The sequence below is a fragment of the Microbacterium sp. 05N427 genome, from assembly GCF_056397105.1.
Genome location: NZ_JBFTMT010000001.1, coordinates 164561 through 181367 on the forward strand (window position 1 = coordinate 164561; position 16807 = coordinate 181367).

19 protein-coding genes are annotated in these 16807 nt (G+C 65.8%); 9 read left to right on the forward strand and 10 right to left on the reverse strand.

All coding sequences use genetic code 11. From position 1 onward, the window contains the following. Positions 1-35: 35 nt before the first annotated feature. The 6 genes from gyrB to dnaA all read right to left on the reverse strand — a co-directional run bounded on the left by gyrB (position 36) and on the right by dnaA (position 7604). Positions 36-2141, reverse strand: coding sequence for a DNA topoisomerase (ATP-hydrolyzing) subunit B (gene gyrB / locus AC1DG4_RS00780; protein WP_477377835.1), 2106 nt, complete (start codon positions 2139-2141; stop codon positions 36-38). A gap of 118 nt (positions 2142-2259) precedes the next feature. After that, positions 2260-2757, reverse strand: a complete 498-nt coding sequence (locus AC1DG4_RS00785; RefSeq protein ID WP_477377833.1) for a DciA family protein — start codon at positions 2755-2757, stop codon at positions 2260-2262. Next, complete coding sequence (gene recF, locus AC1DG4_RS00790) at positions 2744-4051, reverse strand: DNA replication/repair protein RecF (protein ID WP_477377831.1); 1308 nt, start codon at positions 4049-4051, stop codon at positions 2744-2746. The genes AC1DG4_RS00785 and recF overlap by 14 nt, the downstream gene beginning before the upstream one ends. Positions 4052-4105: 54 nt before the next feature. After that, complete coding sequence (locus AC1DG4_RS00795; protein ID WP_477377829.1) at positions 4106-4558, reverse strand: GNAT family N-acetyltransferase; 453 nt, start codon at positions 4556-4558, stop codon at positions 4106-4108. 4 nt (positions 4559-4562) lie between these two features. Further along, positions 4563-5702 (reverse strand): DNA polymerase III subunit beta, encoded by a 1140-nt coding sequence (gene dnaN, locus AC1DG4_RS00800; RefSeq protein WP_045271324.1) that lies wholly within the window; start codon positions 5700-5702, stop codon positions 4563-4565. A gap of 501 nt (positions 5703-6203) precedes the next feature. Continuing rightward, positions 6204-7604 carry a chromosomal replication initiator protein DnaA gene (dnaA, locus tag AC1DG4_RS00805; RefSeq protein ID WP_477377827.1) on the reverse strand — a complete coding sequence of 467 codons (1401 nt, stop codon included), beginning with the start codon at positions 7602-7604 and terminating at the stop codon, positions 6204-6206. 300 nt (positions 7605-7904) lie between these two features. Here dnaA and rpmH point away from each other — a divergent pair, with 300 nt between their 5' ends. The 9 genes from rpmH to AC1DG4_RS00850 all read left to right on the forward strand — a co-directional run bounded on the left by rpmH (position 7905) and on the right by AC1DG4_RS00850 (position 13993). Continuing rightward, the gene (gene rpmH, locus AC1DG4_RS00810; protein WP_477377825.1) at positions 7905-8042 is read left to right on the forward strand and encodes a 50S ribosomal protein L34; all 138 of its coding nucleotides are present in this window, start codon (positions 7905-7907) and stop codon (positions 8040-8042) included. A gap of 4 nt (positions 8043-8046) precedes the next feature. After that, positions 8047-8379, forward strand: a complete 333-nt coding sequence (gene rnpA / locus AC1DG4_RS00815; protein WP_477377823.1) for a ribonuclease P protein component — start codon at positions 8047-8049, stop codon at positions 8377-8379. Beyond that, positions 8376-8726: a membrane protein insertion efficiency factor YidD gene (gene yidD / locus AC1DG4_RS00820; protein WP_477377821.1), complete on the forward strand. Its 351-nt coding sequence runs from the start codon at positions 8376-8378 to the stop codon at positions 8724-8726. Before rnpA ends, yidD begins: the two co-directional genes overlap by 4 nt. A gap of 3 nt (positions 8727-8729) precedes the next feature. Continuing rightward, positions 8730-9824, forward strand: a complete 1095-nt coding sequence (gene yidC / locus AC1DG4_RS00825; RefSeq protein ID WP_477377819.1) for a membrane protein insertase YidC — start codon at positions 8730-8732, stop codon at positions 9822-9824. Beyond that, complete coding sequence (locus tag AC1DG4_RS00830; RefSeq protein WP_477377817.1) at positions 9821-10306, forward strand: Jag family protein; 486 nt, start codon at positions 9821-9823, stop codon at positions 10304-10306. Before yidC ends, AC1DG4_RS00830 begins: the two co-directional genes overlap by 4 nt. A 15-nt stretch (positions 10307-10321) precedes the next feature. Continuing rightward, the gene (gene rsmG / locus AC1DG4_RS00835) at positions 10322-10963 is read left to right on the forward strand and encodes a 16S rRNA (guanine(527)-N(7))-methyltransferase RsmG (protein ID WP_477377814.1); all 642 of its coding nucleotides are present in this window, start codon (positions 10322-10324) and stop codon (positions 10961-10963) included. A 691-nt stretch (positions 10964-11654) separates the two neighbouring features. After that, positions 11655-12578 carry a ParA family protein gene (locus tag AC1DG4_RS00840; RefSeq protein WP_477377812.1) on the forward strand — a complete coding sequence of 308 codons (924 nt, stop codon included), beginning with the start codon at positions 11655-11657 and terminating at the stop codon, positions 12576-12578. Further along, the gene (locus AC1DG4_RS00845; protein ID WP_477377810.1) at positions 12578-13555 is read left to right on the forward strand and encodes a ParB/RepB/Spo0J family partition protein; all 978 of its coding nucleotides are present in this window, start codon (positions 12578-12580) and stop codon (positions 13553-13555) included. Before AC1DG4_RS00840 ends, AC1DG4_RS00845 begins: the two co-directional genes overlap by 1 nt. A gap of 99 nt (positions 13556-13654) precedes the next feature. Continuing rightward, entirely contained in the window at positions 13655-13993 is a 339-nt protein-coding gene (locus AC1DG4_RS00850) for a tryptophan synthase subunit alpha (RefSeq protein ID WP_477377808.1), read from the forward strand. Between the two features lie 66 nt (positions 13994-14059). Here AC1DG4_RS00850 and AC1DG4_RS00855 read toward each other — a convergent pair whose 3' ends face one another. From AC1DG4_RS00855 to AC1DG4_RS00870, 4 genes are all read right to left on the reverse strand, one after another. After that, positions 14060-14497 (reverse strand): hypothetical protein, encoded by a 438-nt coding sequence (locus AC1DG4_RS00855; RefSeq protein ID WP_477377806.1) that lies wholly within the window; start codon positions 14495-14497, stop codon positions 14060-14062. Positions 14498-14712: 215 nt separating this feature from the next. Beyond that, a complete protein-coding gene (trxA, locus tag AC1DG4_RS00860; protein WP_292717765.1) occupies positions 14713-15036 on the reverse strand; it encodes a thioredoxin in 324 nt (107 codons plus the stop codon). A 71-nt stretch (positions 15037-15107) separates the two neighbouring features. Next, on the reverse strand, positions 15108-16061 hold the full coding sequence (trxB, locus tag AC1DG4_RS00865; RefSeq protein ID WP_477377804.1) for a thioredoxin-disulfide reductase: 954 nt from the start codon (positions 16059-16061) through the stop codon (positions 15108-15110). A 92-nt stretch (positions 16062-16153) separates the two neighbouring features. Next, complete coding sequence (locus tag AC1DG4_RS00870) at positions 16154-16804, reverse strand: IMPACT family protein (protein ID WP_477377802.1); 651 nt, start codon at positions 16802-16804, stop codon at positions 16154-16156. Positions 16805-16807 lie beyond the last annotated feature (3 nt).

The following is a 16807-nucleotide window of genomic DNA, read 5'->3' on the forward strand; positions in this document are numbered from 1 at the left end:
CTCGTGTGGATCGCCGCTGTCGTGGAGCGTGCGGATCAGATGTCGAGGAAGCGGACGTCCTTGGCGTTGCGCTGGATGAAGCTGCGGCGGGACTCGACGTCCTCGCCCATCAGCACGCTGAAGATCTCGTCGGCGGCTGCGGCGTCGTCGATCGTGATCTGGCGGAGCGTACGCGTGCTGTGATCCATCGTGGTCTCCCACAGCTCCTTGGCGTTCATCTCGCCGAGACCCTTGTAGCGCTGGATGCCCGCTTCCTTGGGGATCCGCTTGCCGTTCGCGAGGCCGTCGTTGAGGAGGGCGTCGCGCTCCGCGTCCGAGTACACGTACTCGTGCGGCGAGTTCGTCCACTTCAGGCGGTACAGCGGCGGCATCGCGAGGAACACGAAGCCGGCCTCGATGAGCCCGCGCATGTAGCGGAACAGCAGCGTCAGCAGCAGCGTGGTGATGTGCTGGCCGTCGACGTCGGCATCCGCCATGAGCACGATCTTGTGATAGCGCGCTTTGCCGAGGTCGAAGTCCTCGCCGATGCCGGTGCCGAAGGCCTGGATCATCGCCTGGACCTCTTTGTTGGCGAGAGCCTTGTCCAGGCGCGCGCGCTCGACGTTGAGGATCTTGCCGCGCAGCGCCAGGATCGCCTGGGTGTGCGGGTCGCGACCCTGCACGGCCGAACCGCCGGCCGAGTCGCCCTCCACCAGGAAGATCTCGCTGATCGACGGATCCTTGCTCGTGCAGTCCTTGAGCTTGTCGGGCATCGCAGCAGACTCGAAGACGCTCTTGCGCCGCGCGGTCTCGCGCGCCTTGCGGGCCGCCATGCGGGCGGTCGCGGCCTCGACGGCCTTCGTCACGACGTTCTTTGCCTGCTTCGGGTTGCGCTCGAACCAGTCGCCGAGCTGGTCGCCGACCACCTTCTGGGTGAAGGCCTTCGCCTCGGTGTTGCCGAGCTTCGTCTTGGTCTGGCCCTCGAACTGCGGCTCGCCGAGCTTGATCGAGATGACCGCGGTGAGTCCCTCGCGCACGTCGTCGCCGGTGAGGTTGTCGTCCTTCTCCTTGAGGATGTTGTTGGCGCGCGCGTAGCGGTTGACGAGCGTCGTCAGCGCCGCGCGGAAGCCTTCCTCGTGGGTGCCGCCCTCGTGCGTGTTGATCGTGTTGGCGTAGGTGAACACGTTCTCGGTGTATCCGGTGGTCCACTGCATCGCGACCTCGAGTGAGATCTTGCGCGCGGTGTCCTCCGACTCGAACGCGATGATCTCGTCGTTGACGACATCGGCCTTGCGCACGTGGTTGAGGTACTCGACGTAGTCCACGAGACCACGCTCGTAGAAGAAGACGTCGGCGCGCTGGTGGGTGACGACGGTGCCGTCGACCTCCTCGTCGACCGTGGCGCCCTCGCGCTCGTCGAGCAGCTCGATCCGCAGGCCCTTGTTCAGGAAGGCCATCTGCTGGAAGCGGGTGCGCAGGGTGTCGTACTCGAACTCGACGGTCTCGGTGAAGATCTCCGCATCGGGCCAGAACGTGATGGTGGTTCCGGTCTCGTCGGTCGCCTCGCCCTTCTCGAGCTGCTGCTGAGGGGCGCCGCCGTCGGCGAACCGGTGTCGCCAGACGAAGCCCTTCTGCTTGACCTCGACGTCGAACCGGGTCGAGAGGGCGTTGACCACGGAGGATCCGACGCCGTGCAGACCGCCGGAGACGGCGTAGGCGCCGCCGCCGAACTTGCCGCCGGCGTGCAGGATCGTCAGCACGACCTCCACCGTCGACTTGGTCGGGTCGGAGGAGTGCGGGTCGACCGGGATTCCACGGCCGTTGTCGATGACTCGGACGCCGCCGTCGGCCAGCAGCGTGACGAGGATCTTGTCGGCGTAGCCGGCGAGCGCCTCGTCGACGGAGTTGTCGACGATCTCGTAGACCAGGTGGTGCAGACCGCGTGGTCCGGTCGAGCCGATGTACATGCCGGGGCGCTTGCGCACCGCCTCGAGACCCTCGAGGATCTGGATCGAGTCGGCACCGTATTCCACTTCTGCGGCAGGCTTCGCCGCCAGGGCGGGCTCGCTCGGCGTCGTCGCGGATCCGGGTGCTTCTGCCCCCGTCTGGGTCGAGTCGTTCGCGGTCGATTCGTTCGCGTCAGAGGGGGTTTCAGGCGTCATCTGAGAGGAGGCTCCACATCGAAGATCTAGACCCTCAGTCTATCGGAAAGGACCCCTTCCTGTCTCGTTGTACGCGCTTCTGCGCGCCTGAAGTCCCTGGGACGGGATGGATCATGTCCTAACCGTAGGTATCGCGCGGACCCCGCCCTGGAGCGACTCTGGGGCCCCATTTCCACGAAGGGACGTCCGGGCCGACGAAGCGGAGGTTCTGCACACCGGCCTCCGGATACCGACGCCCGATCTCGGTGATGATCACCGCGCGCATGTACTGCAGGTTCTTCGCCCACGCCGTCGAATCGCACTTGACGGTGAGCATGCCGCCATCGAGCGACACCGGCTCGGAGTGCTTCGCGGTGTCAGGGCCGGCCAGCTCCGCCCATTGGAGCACCAGATCCTCGCGGCTCAGCGCCGCCTCCCAGCCCGCATCCTTGGTGAGTTTCGCGAGGACATCGCCGAGCGTGCCCGGATCCCGGCCCGCGGTGAACGGCGCATTCTCGTCGTCGACGAGACGCTTCTTGCGCTTCCAGTTCTTCGAGCTGGGCTTCAATCCCCGCAGCCGGAGGTAGGTCGCGATGGTCTCCGGGACGTCGGGCTCGGAGCGTTCAGCGTCGATCATCGGTCACCTCCTGTCCGTCATCCTGCGCCGTTGCCGCCGTTTCGGGGCGCACTTCTTCGTTTTGGGGCGCGTCCTTCCCTGAATCCGTGGGTTCCTGCGCCCCAAACGTCGATTCTGCGCCCCGAACCTCGCGTTCGTCCATGATCGTGCCGGCCGAGACCCGGACCACATGGCGGTGCAGCACCTCGGGGATGTCCTCCTCGACCGCGGCGGTCACCAGCACCTGCTCGTATCCCGCCGTGATCCCGGCGAGACGGCGGCGGCGCTCGGCGTCGAGCTCGGCGAACACGTCGTCGAGGATGAGGACCGGATCCCCCGCAGGGGACTCCGCGCGCAGCAGCTCGGCGGAGGCCAGACGCAGAGCGAGCGCGATCGACCAGGATTCCCCGTGTGAGGCGTATCCCTTCACCGGAAGGTCGCGCACCCGCAGCACGAGGTCGTCCCGGTGCGGCCCGACCAGGGTCAGCCCGCGCTCGAGCTCGGCCGCGCGCTTGGCGACGAGGGCGTTGCGGAAGAGCTCGGCTGTGGATCCGGCTTCGGCATCGTGATCCGGTCCCTGCGCCTGTCGAAGGGCGTCGCCCTCCTCCGGGTCGCCGCCGCGGATCGACTGGGCCCAGTTCAGGCGGGGATCATGGTCCGCCCCCGCGATCGCCGAGTAGGCGCCGGCGAGACCTGGCTGCAAGTCGGCAGCGAGCCGGGATCTCGCGTCGATGATCTCGGATCCGAGTGCGATGAGCTTGTCGTCCCAGACGTCGAGCGTCGTCAGAGCCTCGGCCTTCATCCCTCTGGCACGCGCGGACTTCAGCAGTGCGGTGCGCTGGCGCAGCACCCGGTCGTAGTCTCCGAGCACGGCCGACATTCGCGGGGTGCGCTGGATCAGCAGCTGATCAGCGAACCGGCGTCGAGCGGACGGATCCCCTCGTACGATCTGCAGATCCTCCGGCGCGAACAGCACGACATGCGCGTACCGGGGCAGGTCCGCCGTGCGACCTGGCGCGCCGTTGATGCGCGCCTTGTTCGATCCCTGACGATTGATCTGCACCTCGATCAGGACTTTTCTTTGCCCATGTGCGAGCCTGGCTCGAACGATCGCTGCATCGTGGCCGTCGCGCACCATGGGCGCATCCGAAGACACCCGGTGCGAGCCGAGCGTGGCGAGGAACACGATCGCCTCGGCGAGGTTCGTCTTGCCCTGACCGTTGCGGCCGACGAGTACGTTCGGGCCGCGGTGCAGGGTGAGTTCGGCGGTCGCGTAATTGCGGAAATCCACGAGGCTGAGATGCTCCACAATCACCAGAGCAACCTTACCCGCGGGCCCCGACACCGAGTTCTGCCGGGAAGTGCCCTCTCAGAGGCCGCGAGCGACGTAGACCATGCCGCCCTCGCGGCGGATCTCGCTCATGCCTGCCCGCTGCAGGACCGCGAGTGAAGCGAGGTTCGCCTCATCGGTGTCGGCGATCGCGCGGACCGCGCCGTGAGCGGCCGCGAGCCGCAGTCCCGCGGCGACAGCGGCGGTGGCGAGACCTCGTCCGCGGGCGGAGGGGACGAGTCCGTAGCCGAACTCGACCGTTCCCGTCTCGTCCGGCGGCCCGAAGAATCCGAAGCCGCCGACCGCGACGCCTGCGTCATCGCGGATGACGTGGAGCGTGAAGACCGGATCCGCCCGCTCGCGGGAGGCGAGTGAACGCAGCGGCACGAGCTCGTCCTCGAACGGGTACTCCGGATGCCAGTCGTCCCCGACCCGCTCATCGCGCGCCACGATCCGCGCTGCGAGAGCGGGATCGATCGGATCCAGCCTCATCCGCTCAGCGGAGCAGCAGGTTCGGTTGCAGCAGGTACTTGTACGAGTCGAGGCCTGCCTGGTCGACGGACGTCTGGCTCGTGATCAGCACGGGGCTGAGCTTGTTCGCGTTGTCGGACGAGGTGAACGTGACGCGCACGAACTCGCTCTTGAGCGCACCGAGCGCTTCGAGCAGGTACTGCGGGTTCAGTCCGAGGGTGACCTCTTCGCCGTTGAGGTGCGCGTCGACCGACTCGGAGGCGCGAGCCTGCTCGCCGCCGGAGGCGTCCATCGTGACATCCGAGGTGTCGAACGTGAACCGCAGCGGAGCGGAGCGGTCCAGCACGAGCGCGACACGGCGCACGGCCTCGGTGAGGTCAGCCGTGCTGACCACCGCGTGGTGGTCGGTCTGCTCGGGGAAAAGCCTTCTGACCGGGGGGAAATTTCCCTTGATGAGCAGCGACGTCACGGTCTTGTTCCCCGCGGTGAACGCGATGATCTCGCGGTCGCCGGCGCCGGAGAACGAGATCTGGATCGTTCCCGCGTGACCGAAGGTCTTGCCGACCTCCTGCAGCGTGCGCGCCGGGACGAGCGCCGTCTGCTCCGCGGCTTCGCCGTCCCAGGGTACGTCCCGGAGCGATACCCGGTAGCGGTCGGTGGCCACGAGGCTCAGTGTGTTCTCGCTGACCTCGAGCTGCACTCCGGTGAGCACCGGGGTCACGTCGTCGCGGGAAGCGGCGAAGGCGACCTGCGCGATCGCGGTGCCGAAGTCCTCGGCGGGAACGACGCCGCTGGTGCCGGTGACCTCGGGGATGGAGGGATATTCCTCGACCGGCATGGCCGCGAGGGTGAAGCGGGCGGATCCGCAGCGGACCGCGATGCCGCCGTCCTCCTCGACAGAGATCTCGATCGGGGCGTTGGGCAGACGACTGGCGATGTCGGACAGAAGGCGGCCGTGCACGAGGATCGTGCCCGGTTCGTCGACGGTGGCTTCGATCGTGGTGCGTGCGGAGGCCTCGTAGTCGAAGGCCGAGAGTGTGAGCCCCTCGTCACCCGCCTCGATCAGAACTCCGGCCAGGATCGGCTGCGGGTTGCGCTGAGGCAGCAGCTTGACCACGAAGGACACAGCTTCGCTGAAGACATCGCGATTGACCTGGAACCTCACCGGCGCCCCTCCGTCTACGTCATGCGGAGGATGACATGTTTCTCCGCCCCATGGCACACACCAGGGGATCCCATGCTAATGCCACGCGGCGTCAGGTCCAGGTCCAAGTGCTTCGGAACCGGATCCATCCCCAACCGGGCACCGGATGGTGATCGATGGAATGAGATTCGAAAGGAGTTCTTAACGGTGTTAACGCCTGTGGATACTGTGGATAACTCTGGGGATGCTTTGCGGCTCTAGGGAACTACAAACGTGTGAGTTGTGGAGACCCTGCGGAAACAGTGGGGTCTCGGGGGGGTCCCTCGCCGATCCGATCCCCCGAGTTATCCACAGGTTGTGGTTCCGGATGGGGAATCCACGCCGTGCGGAACTCGAGATATCCCCAAGTTATCCACATGTGGACTTCCGGGCGAGGCGGATGGCGGAAATCGTCGACGGGTCGCCGAACGGGCCTCTTCGACCTTCCTGCGGTCGGACGGAGGGGGCTGAGCGAAGAGCGCCTCAGCGCCGGCTGAGCTGGGCGGTGATCTCGGTCACCTGGTTGAAGATGGCGCGACGCTCCTTCATGAGCTCGCTGATCTTCTTGTACGCGTACATCACTGTGGTGTGGTCGCGATTGCCGAAGAGTTGGCCGATCTTCGGGAGGGAGAGGTTGGTCCGCTCGCGGCAGAGGTACATGGCGATCTGCCGCGCGGTCGCGATCTGCTGCGACCGGCTGGACCCGTACAGGTCGTCCTCGGAGAGCTTGAAATAGTTCGCCGTCGTCGTGATGATGTCGGTCGGCGAGATGATGCTGTCCTCGTCCTGGTCGACGATGTCGCGCAAGGCGGTCTGCGCGGTGGCGATGTCGAGCGCGGAGCGGTTGAGGTTCGCGAACGCGGTGGCGCGGATGAGGGCGCCCTCGAGCTCGCGGATGTTGGAGGAAACCTTCGTGGCGATGTACTCGAGCACGTCGTCCGGAACGTGCAGCTGCTCGCTCTGCGCCTTCTTGCGGAGGATCGCGATGCGCGTCTCGAGGTCGGGCGCCTGCACATCGGTGATGAGGCCCCACTCGAAGCGGCTGCGCATCCGCTCCTCGAAGCCGGTGAGGTGCTTCGGCGGGAGGTCGCTCGTGATGACGACCTGCTTGTTGTGGTCGTGCAGCTGGTTGAACGTGTGGAAGAACGCCTCCTGGGTCTCCGCACGACCCTGCAGGAACTGGATGTCGTCGATCATCAGGATGTCGACCTCGCGATAGCGCGCCTGGAAGGCGGATCCGCGGTTGTTCGCGATCGAGTTGATGAAGTCGTTCGTGAACTCCTCGCTCGACACGTACCTCACCTTGACCCCGGCGTACAGGGACTGGGCGTAGTCGCCGATCGCGTGCAGCAGATGGGTCTTGCCGAGTCCGGGTCCGCCGTAGATGAACAGCGGGTTGTATGCCTTCGCGGGCGCTTCGGCCACGGCGACGGCGGCGGCGTGTGCGAACCGGTTGGACTGACCGATGACGAAGTTGTCGAAGACGTACTTCGGGTTCAACCGTGATTCATGGCGGGTCGGTGTCGGCTGCTGCTCGATGGGGGAGTCGATGCGGGACGGCTCCTGCCGACCAGGCACGAAGTCGGCGACCGGGATCGGAAGGGTCTGCTGCTCGACCATGTCGTGGTTGACGGTCACGCGGAAAGAGGTGACCTCGTCGCCGATGCGGGCGAGTGCTTCCATGATCGGCAGGCGGAGGCGCTTGTTGATCTGTCCTGCAGTGAGGTCGTTCGGCACCTCGAGATAGAGGGTGGCCGTCATCACGCCGGCAGGCACCGCGAGGTTGAGGAAGCCCTGCAAGGGTGCGGTGACCCGTTCATCGTGGGCGAGCTCCGCGAGAAGTTCGTCCCAGATGGGGACCTCGGACTCTGCGGCTGCGGACATGGTTCCCCCGGGCGACTCGGCACAGCGGGCGGATCTGGACACGCTGCCTGTGGATAACTGCTCGTGCCACGGTAGTCAGACTGGGCCGCAAGGGCAACCTGTGACTGGGAACGACGCACGGCGTGTCCCTGTTGAAGGATCCCTCCACAGATGTGGATAATGTTCCTTTCGGCTGCTCAGTTTGCGATGTCGGGGTCGACGTCGTAGCCTTAATCGGTTGACTTATGCCATTTCGGCAGTCTTTGTCCACCGTCTCCGGCCGCATCGATCCCGGTGACAGCCTCACTTCCCGGAGAAATCATGAGCAAGCGCACTTTCCAGCCCAACAACCGTCGTCGCGCCAAGAAGCACGGCTTCCGTGCCCGCATGCGCACCCGCGCCGGCCGCGCCATCCTCTCGGCTCGCCGCGAGAAGGGCCGCACCGAGCTTTCGGCGTAAATCCGTGCTCGCCCGCCCGCATCGCCTCGTCCGCGGGTCCGACTACCGCACGGTGGTTCGACGCGGGCGGCGATACGGCGGGCCGCGGTTGGTCGTCTCCGTGCTTGACACCGGAGAGCAGCGACCTGTGCGCTTCGGCTTCATCGTGAGCAAGCAAGTGGGAAACGCAGTGATCCGGAACACCGTCCGGCGACGCCTGAAGGACGCATGCGCCCGTCAGCTCCCGTTGCCCGACGGCGTCGACATCGTCATCCGCGCCCTGCCCTCTGCGGCAGAGGCGCCTTTCGTGGATCTGCTCTCGGATCTCGGACGGGCCGTCGACCGAGGTGTGCGATGAGCGCGCTGCCCGCATACTCACGGGGAACTGCTCATATGCACGCCGGTGACGCGCTGCGGGCGGTTCCGCTGGTACCCCGCAACCTCGTGCTGGGTTTCCTCACCGCCTATCGAGCGGTGGTGTCACCGCTCTACGGCGATGTCTGTGCGTACTACCCATCTTGTTCCGCCTACGCTGTAGGTGCGGTGCAGCAGCACGGCGCGGTGAAAGGCGCAGGCCTCTCGGCGTGGCGGATCCTGCGCTGCAATCCCTGGAGCCACGGCGGCGTGGACGACGTGCCACCGCATTCCGACTTCCGACACGCCCTCACGCCACGAGGATTCGTCGTACCCTCCCGAAAGGACTGATCAGTGGGTTCCGACCTCCTGTTTGCCGCGTCAACGACGCCCGCTGCCTCGAGCGGTGGCTTCGATCTGCTCGGCATCGTCATGTGGCCGTTCAAGGCGCTGGTCGAAGCGATCCTCGTCGCCTGGCACTGGCTGTTCACGGCGATCGGCATGCCGGGCGCCGCCGGTCTCACCTGGGTGCTGTCCATCGTCGGGCTCGTGCTCGTGATCCGCGCGGCGGTCTTCCCGCTCTTCGTGCGGCAGATCAAGAGCCAGCGCAAGATGATGGAAATTGCCCCTGAACTAAAGAAAGTTCAGGAGAAGTACAAGGGCAAGCGCGATCAGCTGAGTCGCGAGGCGATGAGTCGCGAGACCATGGCGCTGTACAAGAGGCACGGCACGACACCGATGTCGAGCTGTCTTCCGCTGCTCGTGCAGATGCCCTTCCTGCTCGGCATGTTCTACACGCTGAGCGATGTGAAGAAGCACGCGGTCGCGGGCGATGGCGGCGTCTGGCTGCTGACCAAGCAGCTGACCAAGCAGTTCTACGACGCCACGCTGTTCGGCGTCGCCCCGCTGCACACGAGCCTCACCGACGCCGTGCAGCAGCAGCCGGCCGGTTGGGAGACCACGGTCGCGATCCTCGTGGTGCTGGTCGTCCTCATGATCGGATCCCAGTTCTTCACGCAGCTGCAGATCATCTCGAAGAACCTATCGCCCGAGGCCAAGACCGGCCAGGCGTATCAGATGCAGAAGATCATGCTCTACATCCTGCCGCTGGGCTTCATCTTCTCCGGTCTGTTCTTCCCGCTCGGCGTGGTCATCTACTGGTTCATCAGCAACCTGTGGACCATGGGCCAGCAGTTCCTCGTGCTCCGAGAGATGCCGACGCCCGGATCGGATGCCGCCAAGGCACGGGAGGAGCGCCTCGCCCGGAAGGGTAAGGCGATCAATTCAGATGGCAAGGTCGTGCCGATGGCCGCGTATCAGGCCGAGCAGCAGAAGATGCTCGAGGACGCGGAGCGTCTGCGGGCCCAGCAGCCCAAGCGGCAGCAGCCGAAGAGCGCCAAGCGCGCCAAGAAGGACCAGGACAGGACCCCGAACGGAGACATGGCATGACCGAACAGGATCTCGCCGAGCCGACCGTGTCCGATCTCGAGAACGAGGGCGATGTCGCCGCGGACTTCATCGAGGGACTCTTGGACATCGCCGACATCGACGGCGATCTGACGCTCGACGTCAGGCAGGGACGGGCGTACGTCTCGGTCGAGGCGGAGGGGGACGGTCTCCGTCTGCTGTCGGCCCCCGAGACGGTGCAGGCACTGCAGGAGCTGACCCGCCTCGCGGTGCAGAGCAGCACGGGATCGTTCTCCCGTGTGATCCTCGATGTCGCCGGATCCCGTGACGCGCGCCGCACGCAGCTCGAGCGCCTGGTCGATTCCGCCGTGGCGAAGCTCGATGAGGGTGCATCGCAGGCGTCGCTGCCGTCGATGTCCAGCTACGAGCGCAAGCTCATCCACGACATCGTGGCGGAGCGGGGCCTGATCTCCGAGTCCTACGGCGAGGGACCGACCCGCCACACGGTCATCCGCCGGAACTGATGTTTCACGTGAAACATGACTGAACCGGTGTCGTCCGAGCTGGAGCAGGAGCCGGCCGCCGCGTCGACGCTGTTCGGGGATCGCATCGACCTCGCCCGTGCCTTCACTGCGGCGCTGGCCGAGGAGGGGGAGGAGCGCGGCCTGATCGGCCCGCTCGAGGCGCCACGACTGTGGACGCGGCATATCCTCAACAGCGCGATCGCTGCCCCGCTGTTCCACGGATCCGTCGCGGATGTGGGTTCGGGTGCAGGGCTGCCCGGCATCGTGCTTGCGATCTCGCGACCCGATGTGCAGTTCACGCTCATCGAACCGATGGAACGCCGCGTCGTGTGGCTCGACGAGCAGGTCAGGGCGTTGGACTTGCCGAACGTATCCGTCGTGCGTGGGCGTGCGGAGGAGGTCGGCCTCAGCGGGACCTTCGACATGGTCACGGCCCGCGCCGTGAGCGCGCTGCGTACCCTCATCCCGTGGACGGCACCCCTCGCCCGCAATGGCGGAGAGCTCGCACTACTCAAGGGCATCAATGCGGCGAATGAGATCACCGCAGCCCAGAAGCAGATCCGCAAGTTCCTGCTGAGCGACGTGCGCGTCGAGGTCCTCGGTGAAGACGTGCTCACCGAGCCGACGCGGGTGCTACGCGCGACCGTTCGCGGCTGATTCCCTCAGGTAGCTCGTGTCGCGGGGTCTCTTATGGCCCGGCTCGACGGTGTGCGCCCGGGCTACGGGGAGTGAGTCCTACGAATCGGCGGGCTCCTTCCCGCTTCGCGGGCCCCTCCCGATATTCGTAGGCCTCACTCCCCTCCACCCTCCTCAACAGCGGGCTGGTTGTGCGTGCTCCGAGTGGTAGGTACCCACCGGTGCGTTTCACGTGAAACCTTCCCCAATCCGGGGATAGAGACCGGTTTGGCGCTCTCTGCGCACTGTAGGGATGGCTCCGGGTGACACTGCGTCGACGGCACCTAGCGCTCCGTTCGCCGGAGTTGGACTGGTCCCATGCTCCGGATGGAGAGCAATCCCACCATGTTTCACGTGAAACATTGTCCCTATCTCCATTCGCAAGGCAGCTGCGCCTGGCGGGAGAGGGCGCAGGGGTGTGCCGGTGGCGAATATAGGGAGGGGCCCGCGAAGCGGGAAGGAACCCTCCGATTCGTCACCCGCACACCCCGGAGCCCGGGTCCTCAACGAGCGGCGGAGCACGCACAGACAACCAATGGCCGCGAGGCCCCTCGAGCGCCAATGTTTCACGTGAAACATCACCTCGATTCGCCGATGCGGAAGGGGATTGTCGGCCGCGCAAGTTAGAGTGGAGATTCCGTCGTTCCCCGTCGGAGATCGTCGAAAGGAGTGGATGTTTCACGTGAAACAGTCCTCAAGCACCTCGACTGCTGGATACGGCGTGGACACCCCCCTGGCGCGGGAACTCGCGGATCTGACCGCTCGCCGCAGGGCGCTGGAGTCAGTCACGGTCCGTTTCGGTGGACCGACCCGTGTCTTCACGATCTCGAACCAGAAGGGCGGTGTCGGTAAGACGACGACCGCCGTGAACATCGCCGCAGCGATGGCAGATCTCGGGGCTAAGGTCCTCGTCATCGATCTGGATCCGCAGGGAAACGCCTCGACAGCGCTGGGGGTTCCGCACACCGCTGATCTGCAGAGCATCTACGACGTTCTGATCAGCGATGTCCCCCTTGCGGATGTCGTACAGGAGAGTCCCGAGTCGCCGAATCTGCTGTGCGCCCCTAGTACCATCCATCTCGCGGGCGCGGAGATCGAGCTCGTCTCCCAGGTCGCGAGAGAGCATCGCTTGCGGACAGCGCTCAATGACTACCTGGCCGGGCACCCCGCGGACGTCGTCATCATCGACTGCCCGCCATCGCTGGGTCTGCTCACGATCAACGCCTTCACCGCCGCCTCTGAAGTCATGATCCCGATCCAGTGCGAGTACTACGCGCTGGAGGGCCTGAGTCAGCTGCTCGGCAACATCCGGATGATCCAGAAGCACCTGAATCCGGAGCTCACGATGTCGACGATCCTTCTGACGATGTTCGATGGACGCACCCGTCTCGCCCAGCAGGTCGCGGAGGAGGTGCGCGGGCACTTCCCGCACGAGGTCCTGGACACCGTGATCCCGCGTTCCGTGCGTGTTTCTGAGGCACCGAGCTTCGGGCAGACGGTGATCGCCTACGACGGACAGTCCGTGGGCGCGGTGGCCTACAGAGAAGCAGCAGTGGAGATCGCCCGTCGGGCGACCGAAAACGAGAAGGGGCACTGATGGCCAAACGCACAGGACTCGGCCGGGGGATCGGCGCACTCATCCCCACTTCGGATGCCACGGAGCGTCCTGTCGACGTGTTCTTCCCGGGCGCACGTCTCGAGGCGGTTCCCGACGCAGCTCCTGCAGCAAAGGCGGCGGAGCCGGAAGAGGACCTCATCGCCGTACCCGGTGCTCGCCTGATCCGCGTGAATCCGCACGACATCGTCCCGAACCCGCGCCAGCCGCGCACGCACTTCAACGAGAGTGACCTCGCGGAGCTCGTGCACAGCGTGCGTGAGTTCGGTGTGCTGCAGCCCGTGGTCGTGCGTGAGAACGAAGACGGCAAGTACGAGCTCATCATGGGCGAGCGCCGTACCCGTGCGGCGCGGGAGGCGGGGCTCGAATCCATCCCCGCGATCCTGCGCGAAACGGCGGATGAGGATCTGCTGCGCGACGCGCTGCTCGAGAACCTGCACCGTTCCCAGCTGAACCCGCTCGAGGAGGCTTCTGCCTATCAGCAGCTTCTCGAGGACTTCGGGATCACCCAGGAGGCGCTCGCGCAGCGCATCGGTCGCTCGCGTCCGCAGGTCAGCAACACGATCCGCCTGTTGCGCCTGCCGGTTCCGGTGCAGCAGCGTGTGGCTGCCGGCGTGCTGTCTGCGGGGCACGCCAGGGCGATCCTGTCCCTCGACGATGCCGATCTCATGCAGCGGCTGGCGGACAAGGTCGTCAACGAGGATCTGTCAGTTCGTGCTACCGAGGAAGCGGCGAAGACCGTCGCCGCGGCCGGAACGGTGGCGAAGTCGGTCAAGCCTCAGGCCGGCGCGCGCCGCGCCTACCTCGACGACGTTGCGGGGAAGCTCGGGGACCGTTTGAACACCCGGGTCCAGATCGCGCTAGGAGCAAGGAAAGGCCAGGTCAAGATCGAGTTCTCGTCTATTCAGGACCTGAATCGTATCCTGTCCGAGATGGGTGAAGAAGGGTTCGGCTCCTAGGCGACCACGCACTCTCCGCCCTTAGCGAAGGCCCGGTGACGCTCCGCGTAAGCGGATCCTCCGGGCCTTCCTTCATTTCACTCCGCGTAGGCTTGGGGGGTGACTGAATCTCCGACCCGCCGCGCCAGCCTCGAAGTGCTGCGCGCCGAAGCGGCGGATGAATTGGCGGTCCTCGTTCAGGAACGGCTGCTCGGGGGAGAGGATCCCTGGGCCTTCATGGAGGAGCTGCCCAGCGTTGATGAGCTCGTGGTCTTCCTGTTGCGCGCAGACGAAATCATTGAGAGCGGAGGCGTCCGCCCCGACGAGGCGGGCAATTTCGATGTCCTCCGTCGGATCGCCCTCGACTACCCCGAGCTCACGCCTATCGTCTGGGGCTTGCTCGGGGACGGGCCGAAGTACCGTCGGTGGGATCTCCTCACCGATGACGCACGACCCTGACCTTGTTTCGCGGTGTTTCACGTGAAACATCGCGTCAGCACTCCCCACGAAGGCTGAGGGGGGCGGTCAGCGGCGCTTGCGATTCGCGATGTGGTCGATGAGATGCTGCACCTGGGCGGGGTCCGCGTCCGTGGCGAGGGTGACGTAGTGGTCCATGACGCCCGGCCGGTACCTCACGGGCATCGTCTGTCCGGGGGCGAGTCGGGTGAGCGCCGTGATCGTGAAATCCTCGTCAGCGATTCCGCGAAAGGACAGGCCATCGGCAGTCTCGACGTCGAGCATGAGGACCACGCGTGGATTGCTGTTGACCTCGCGCCAGTCGACGAGAGTTCCGATGGCGAGCGGGCCGGTACGCAGTTCTGCGTTCCGTCGACGTGCATCGCCGCTCAGGACGGGGTTCGGGGCGACGCCAGGGAAGTCGGGCCCGACGCCGAGCGACTCCCGACTCAGGTCTGGCCTGAGCTGCTCCATCAGGCCGGCGAGCTTCTTCTTCGAACCGAACATGGCGATCCCCCTCGCACCAGCGCGGAGTCTGCGCTTGGCGGCTCTTTCCTTACGGCGATTGTACGTGTCGGGTGCGCGGTCTTCTGCTCGGCTGCCCTGAGATCGAAGGCGGTCCTCCCTGCAATCCTGGATGCGATGTTTCACGTGAAACGCCGCCGGGAAACGAGGAAGCCCGCCCTCCCTGAGGAGAGCGGGCTTCGAATCCGTCGGTGGGATCAGCCGAGGAACGCGGCCAGATCCTGCTCGAGCGCGAACTTCGGCTTGGCGCCGATGATCGTGGTCTTGACCTCGCCGCCCTGGAACACCTTCATCGCCGGGATAGAGGTGATCTGGTACTTCATGGCGAGATCGGGGTTCTCGTCCACATTGAGCTTGAGGATGGTGATCTTGTCGCCGTTCTCGGACTGGATCTGATCCAGGACGGGCGCGACCATACGACAGGGACCACACCACTCGGCCCAGAAGTCGACCAGAATGGGGCCATCGGCCTGAAGCACGTCCTGCTCCCAGGTCGCCTGGCTGGTTGCCTTGGCAGTCATGATTCTCCTTTGTGAAAGCGTGAGACGCTCAGAGGCGTCAACAGCGATAGGGGCTGAAGTGTTCCCGAGGCCTAGACGAGAACCGACTCGGCGGCGGTGCCGTCCGAGAGTGCGGCGAGGAAGTGCTCCACGTCGAGTGCTGCGACGGTGCCGGATCCGGCTGCTGTGATCGCCTGGCGGTAGGTCGGGTCGATCACGTCGCCGGCTGCGAACACGCCGGGAACCGAGGTGCGCGAGGTGCGCCCATCGACCCAGATCGTGCCTTCGGCGGTCAGGTCGAGCTTCCCGTGAACGAGGTGCGTGCGCGGGTCGTTTCCGATCGCGATGAACAGGCCATCGAGGGGGAGGTCGGTGGTGCTGCCGTCTACGGTGTTGCGCAGACGCACGCCCGTGGTCGCGTCCTCACCGAGGACCTCTTCGACAGCGCTGTTCCAGATGAACTCGATCTTGTCGTTCGCGAAGGCGCGCTCCTGCATGATCTTGGAGGCGCGGAGCGAGTCCTTGCGGTGGATGATGTAGACCTTGGAGGCGAACTTCGTGAGGAAGGTGGCCTCCTCCATGGCCGAGTCTCCGCCGCCGACGACGGCGATCGTGCGCTCACGGAAGAAGAAGCCGTCGCAGGTGGCGCACCACGAGACGCCGTGACCGGAGAGGCGCTCCTCGCCCGGGATGCCCAGCGTGCGGTAGGCGGATCCGGTCGCATAAATGACAGAAGACGCTTCCAGGACCGTGCCGCTGCCGAGCGTGACCTTCTTGATCTCGCCGTCGAGCTCCAGCTCGGTGACGTCGTCGTAGAGGACCTCGGTGCCGAACCTCTCGGCCTGCTCCTGCATCTTGGCCATCAGATCGGGGCCCTGGATGCCCTCAGGGAAGCCAGGGAAGTTCTCGACCTCGGTGGTCTTCATCAGCTCGCCTCCGACCTCGACCGAACTCGCCACGAGAACCGGGTTCAGGTTCGCGCGAGCCGCGTAGATCGCCGCGGTGAACCCCGCAGGTCCCGAACCGATGATGATGACCTGTCGCATTGCCTCTCCTTGCTTTCGCACGCTTCAACACATGGTACCGGCGCGGCATTCCGTAGAGCTGGGCGAGCCTCATCCGGGGAGGGCTGCAGGCGTCAGTCGGCAGTGACGTCGACGACGCGGGTCGCGCCGAACACAGGCGAGAGGGATCCGGCCGACAAAGCGGCGAGGTCGTCGATGAACAGGGCGCGGTCGGAGGGAGGAACCCAGAGCGTGAACGACGCCAGGGCTCCGTACACGACGTCGCCGTAGGCGGATCCGTGCGAGCCGGCCCAGTCCCGGAGACCGTTGTCGATGCGTCCGGCGTCGGCGTGTGGCACATCGATGCGTGCTTCCAGGAGCTCACGACGATGCAGCAGTGCCGCGTCGTCCAGCGCGTCGGAGACCGCCGTCGAGTAGGCGCGTATCAGTCCGCCCGCACCGAGCTTCACGCCGCCGAAGTATCGGGTGACGACAGCGACCACGTCGGTGAGACCGCGGCGTCGCAGCACCTCGAGCATCGGGATCCCCGCCGTGCCGGAGGGTTCGCCGTCATCGGAGGATCGTGCCTGGTCGCCCGTCACGCCGGTCACCATCGCGGTGCAGTTGTGGCGCGCGTCCCAGTACTGCCGGCGGACGGAGGCGATCACTTCGTCCGCCTCGACCACGGACCGGACAGGGACCAGGTGGGCGATGAAGCGCGACTTCTTCACGACGAGCTCGCGGGTGACGGGCGCGGCGATCGTGTCGGGGTAGGAGCGTGTCATGGC

Excerpts from the sequence above, each read along its gene's own strand:
- dnaA (WP_477377827.1), bottom strand. The coding sequence starts at position 7,604 with ATGTCCGCAGCCGCAGAGTCCGAGGTCCCCATCTGGGACGAACTTCTC.
- rsmG (WP_477377814.1), top strand. The coding sequence starts at position 10,322 with ATGACTGAACCGGTGTCGTCCGAGCTGGAGCAGGAGCCGGCCGCCGCG.
- trxA (WP_292717765.1), bottom strand. The coding sequence starts at position 15,036 with ATGACTGCCAAGGCAACCAGCCAGGCGACCTGGGAGCAGGACGTGCTT.
- AC1DG4_RS00840 (WP_477377812.1), top strand. The coding sequence starts at position 11,655 with ATGTTTCACGTGAAACAGTCCTCAAGCACCTCGACTGCTGGATACGGC.
- AC1DG4_RS00855 (WP_477377806.1), bottom strand. The coding sequence starts at position 14,497 with ATGTTCGGTTCGAAGAAGAAGCTCGCCGGCCTGATGGAGCAGCTCAGG.
- gyrB (WP_477377835.1), bottom strand. The coding sequence starts at position 2,141 with ATGACGCCTGAAACCCCCTCTGACGCGAACGAATCGACCGCGAACGAC.
- AC1DG4_RS00845 (WP_477377810.1), top strand. The coding sequence starts at position 12,578 with ATGGCCAAACGCACAGGACTCGGCCGGGGGATCGGCGCACTCATCCCC.
- yidD (WP_477377821.1), top strand. The coding sequence starts at position 8,376 with ATGAGCGCGCTGCCCGCATACTCACGGGGAACTGCTCATATGCACGCC.
- AC1DG4_RS00870 (WP_477377802.1), bottom strand. The coding sequence starts at position 16,804 with ATGACACGCTCCTACCCCGACACGATCGCCGCGCCCGTCACCCGCGAG.
- AC1DG4_RS00785 (WP_477377833.1), bottom strand. The coding sequence starts at position 2,757 with ATGATCGACGCTGAACGCTCCGAGCCCGACGTCCCGGAGACCATCGCG.
- AC1DG4_RS00795 (WP_477377829.1), bottom strand. The coding sequence starts at position 4,558 with ATGAGGCTGGATCCGATCGATCCCGCTCTCGCAGCGCGGATCGTGGCG.
- rpmH (WP_477377825.1), top strand. The coding sequence starts at position 7,905 with ATGAGCAAGCGCACTTTCCAGCCCAACAACCGTCGTCGCGCCAAGAAG.
- trxB (WP_477377804.1), bottom strand. The coding sequence starts at position 16,061 with ATGCGACAGGTCATCATCATCGGTTCGGGACCTGCGGGGTTCACCGCG.
- AC1DG4_RS00830 (WP_477377817.1), top strand. The coding sequence starts at position 9,821 with ATGACCGAACAGGATCTCGCCGAGCCGACCGTGTCCGATCTCGAGAAC.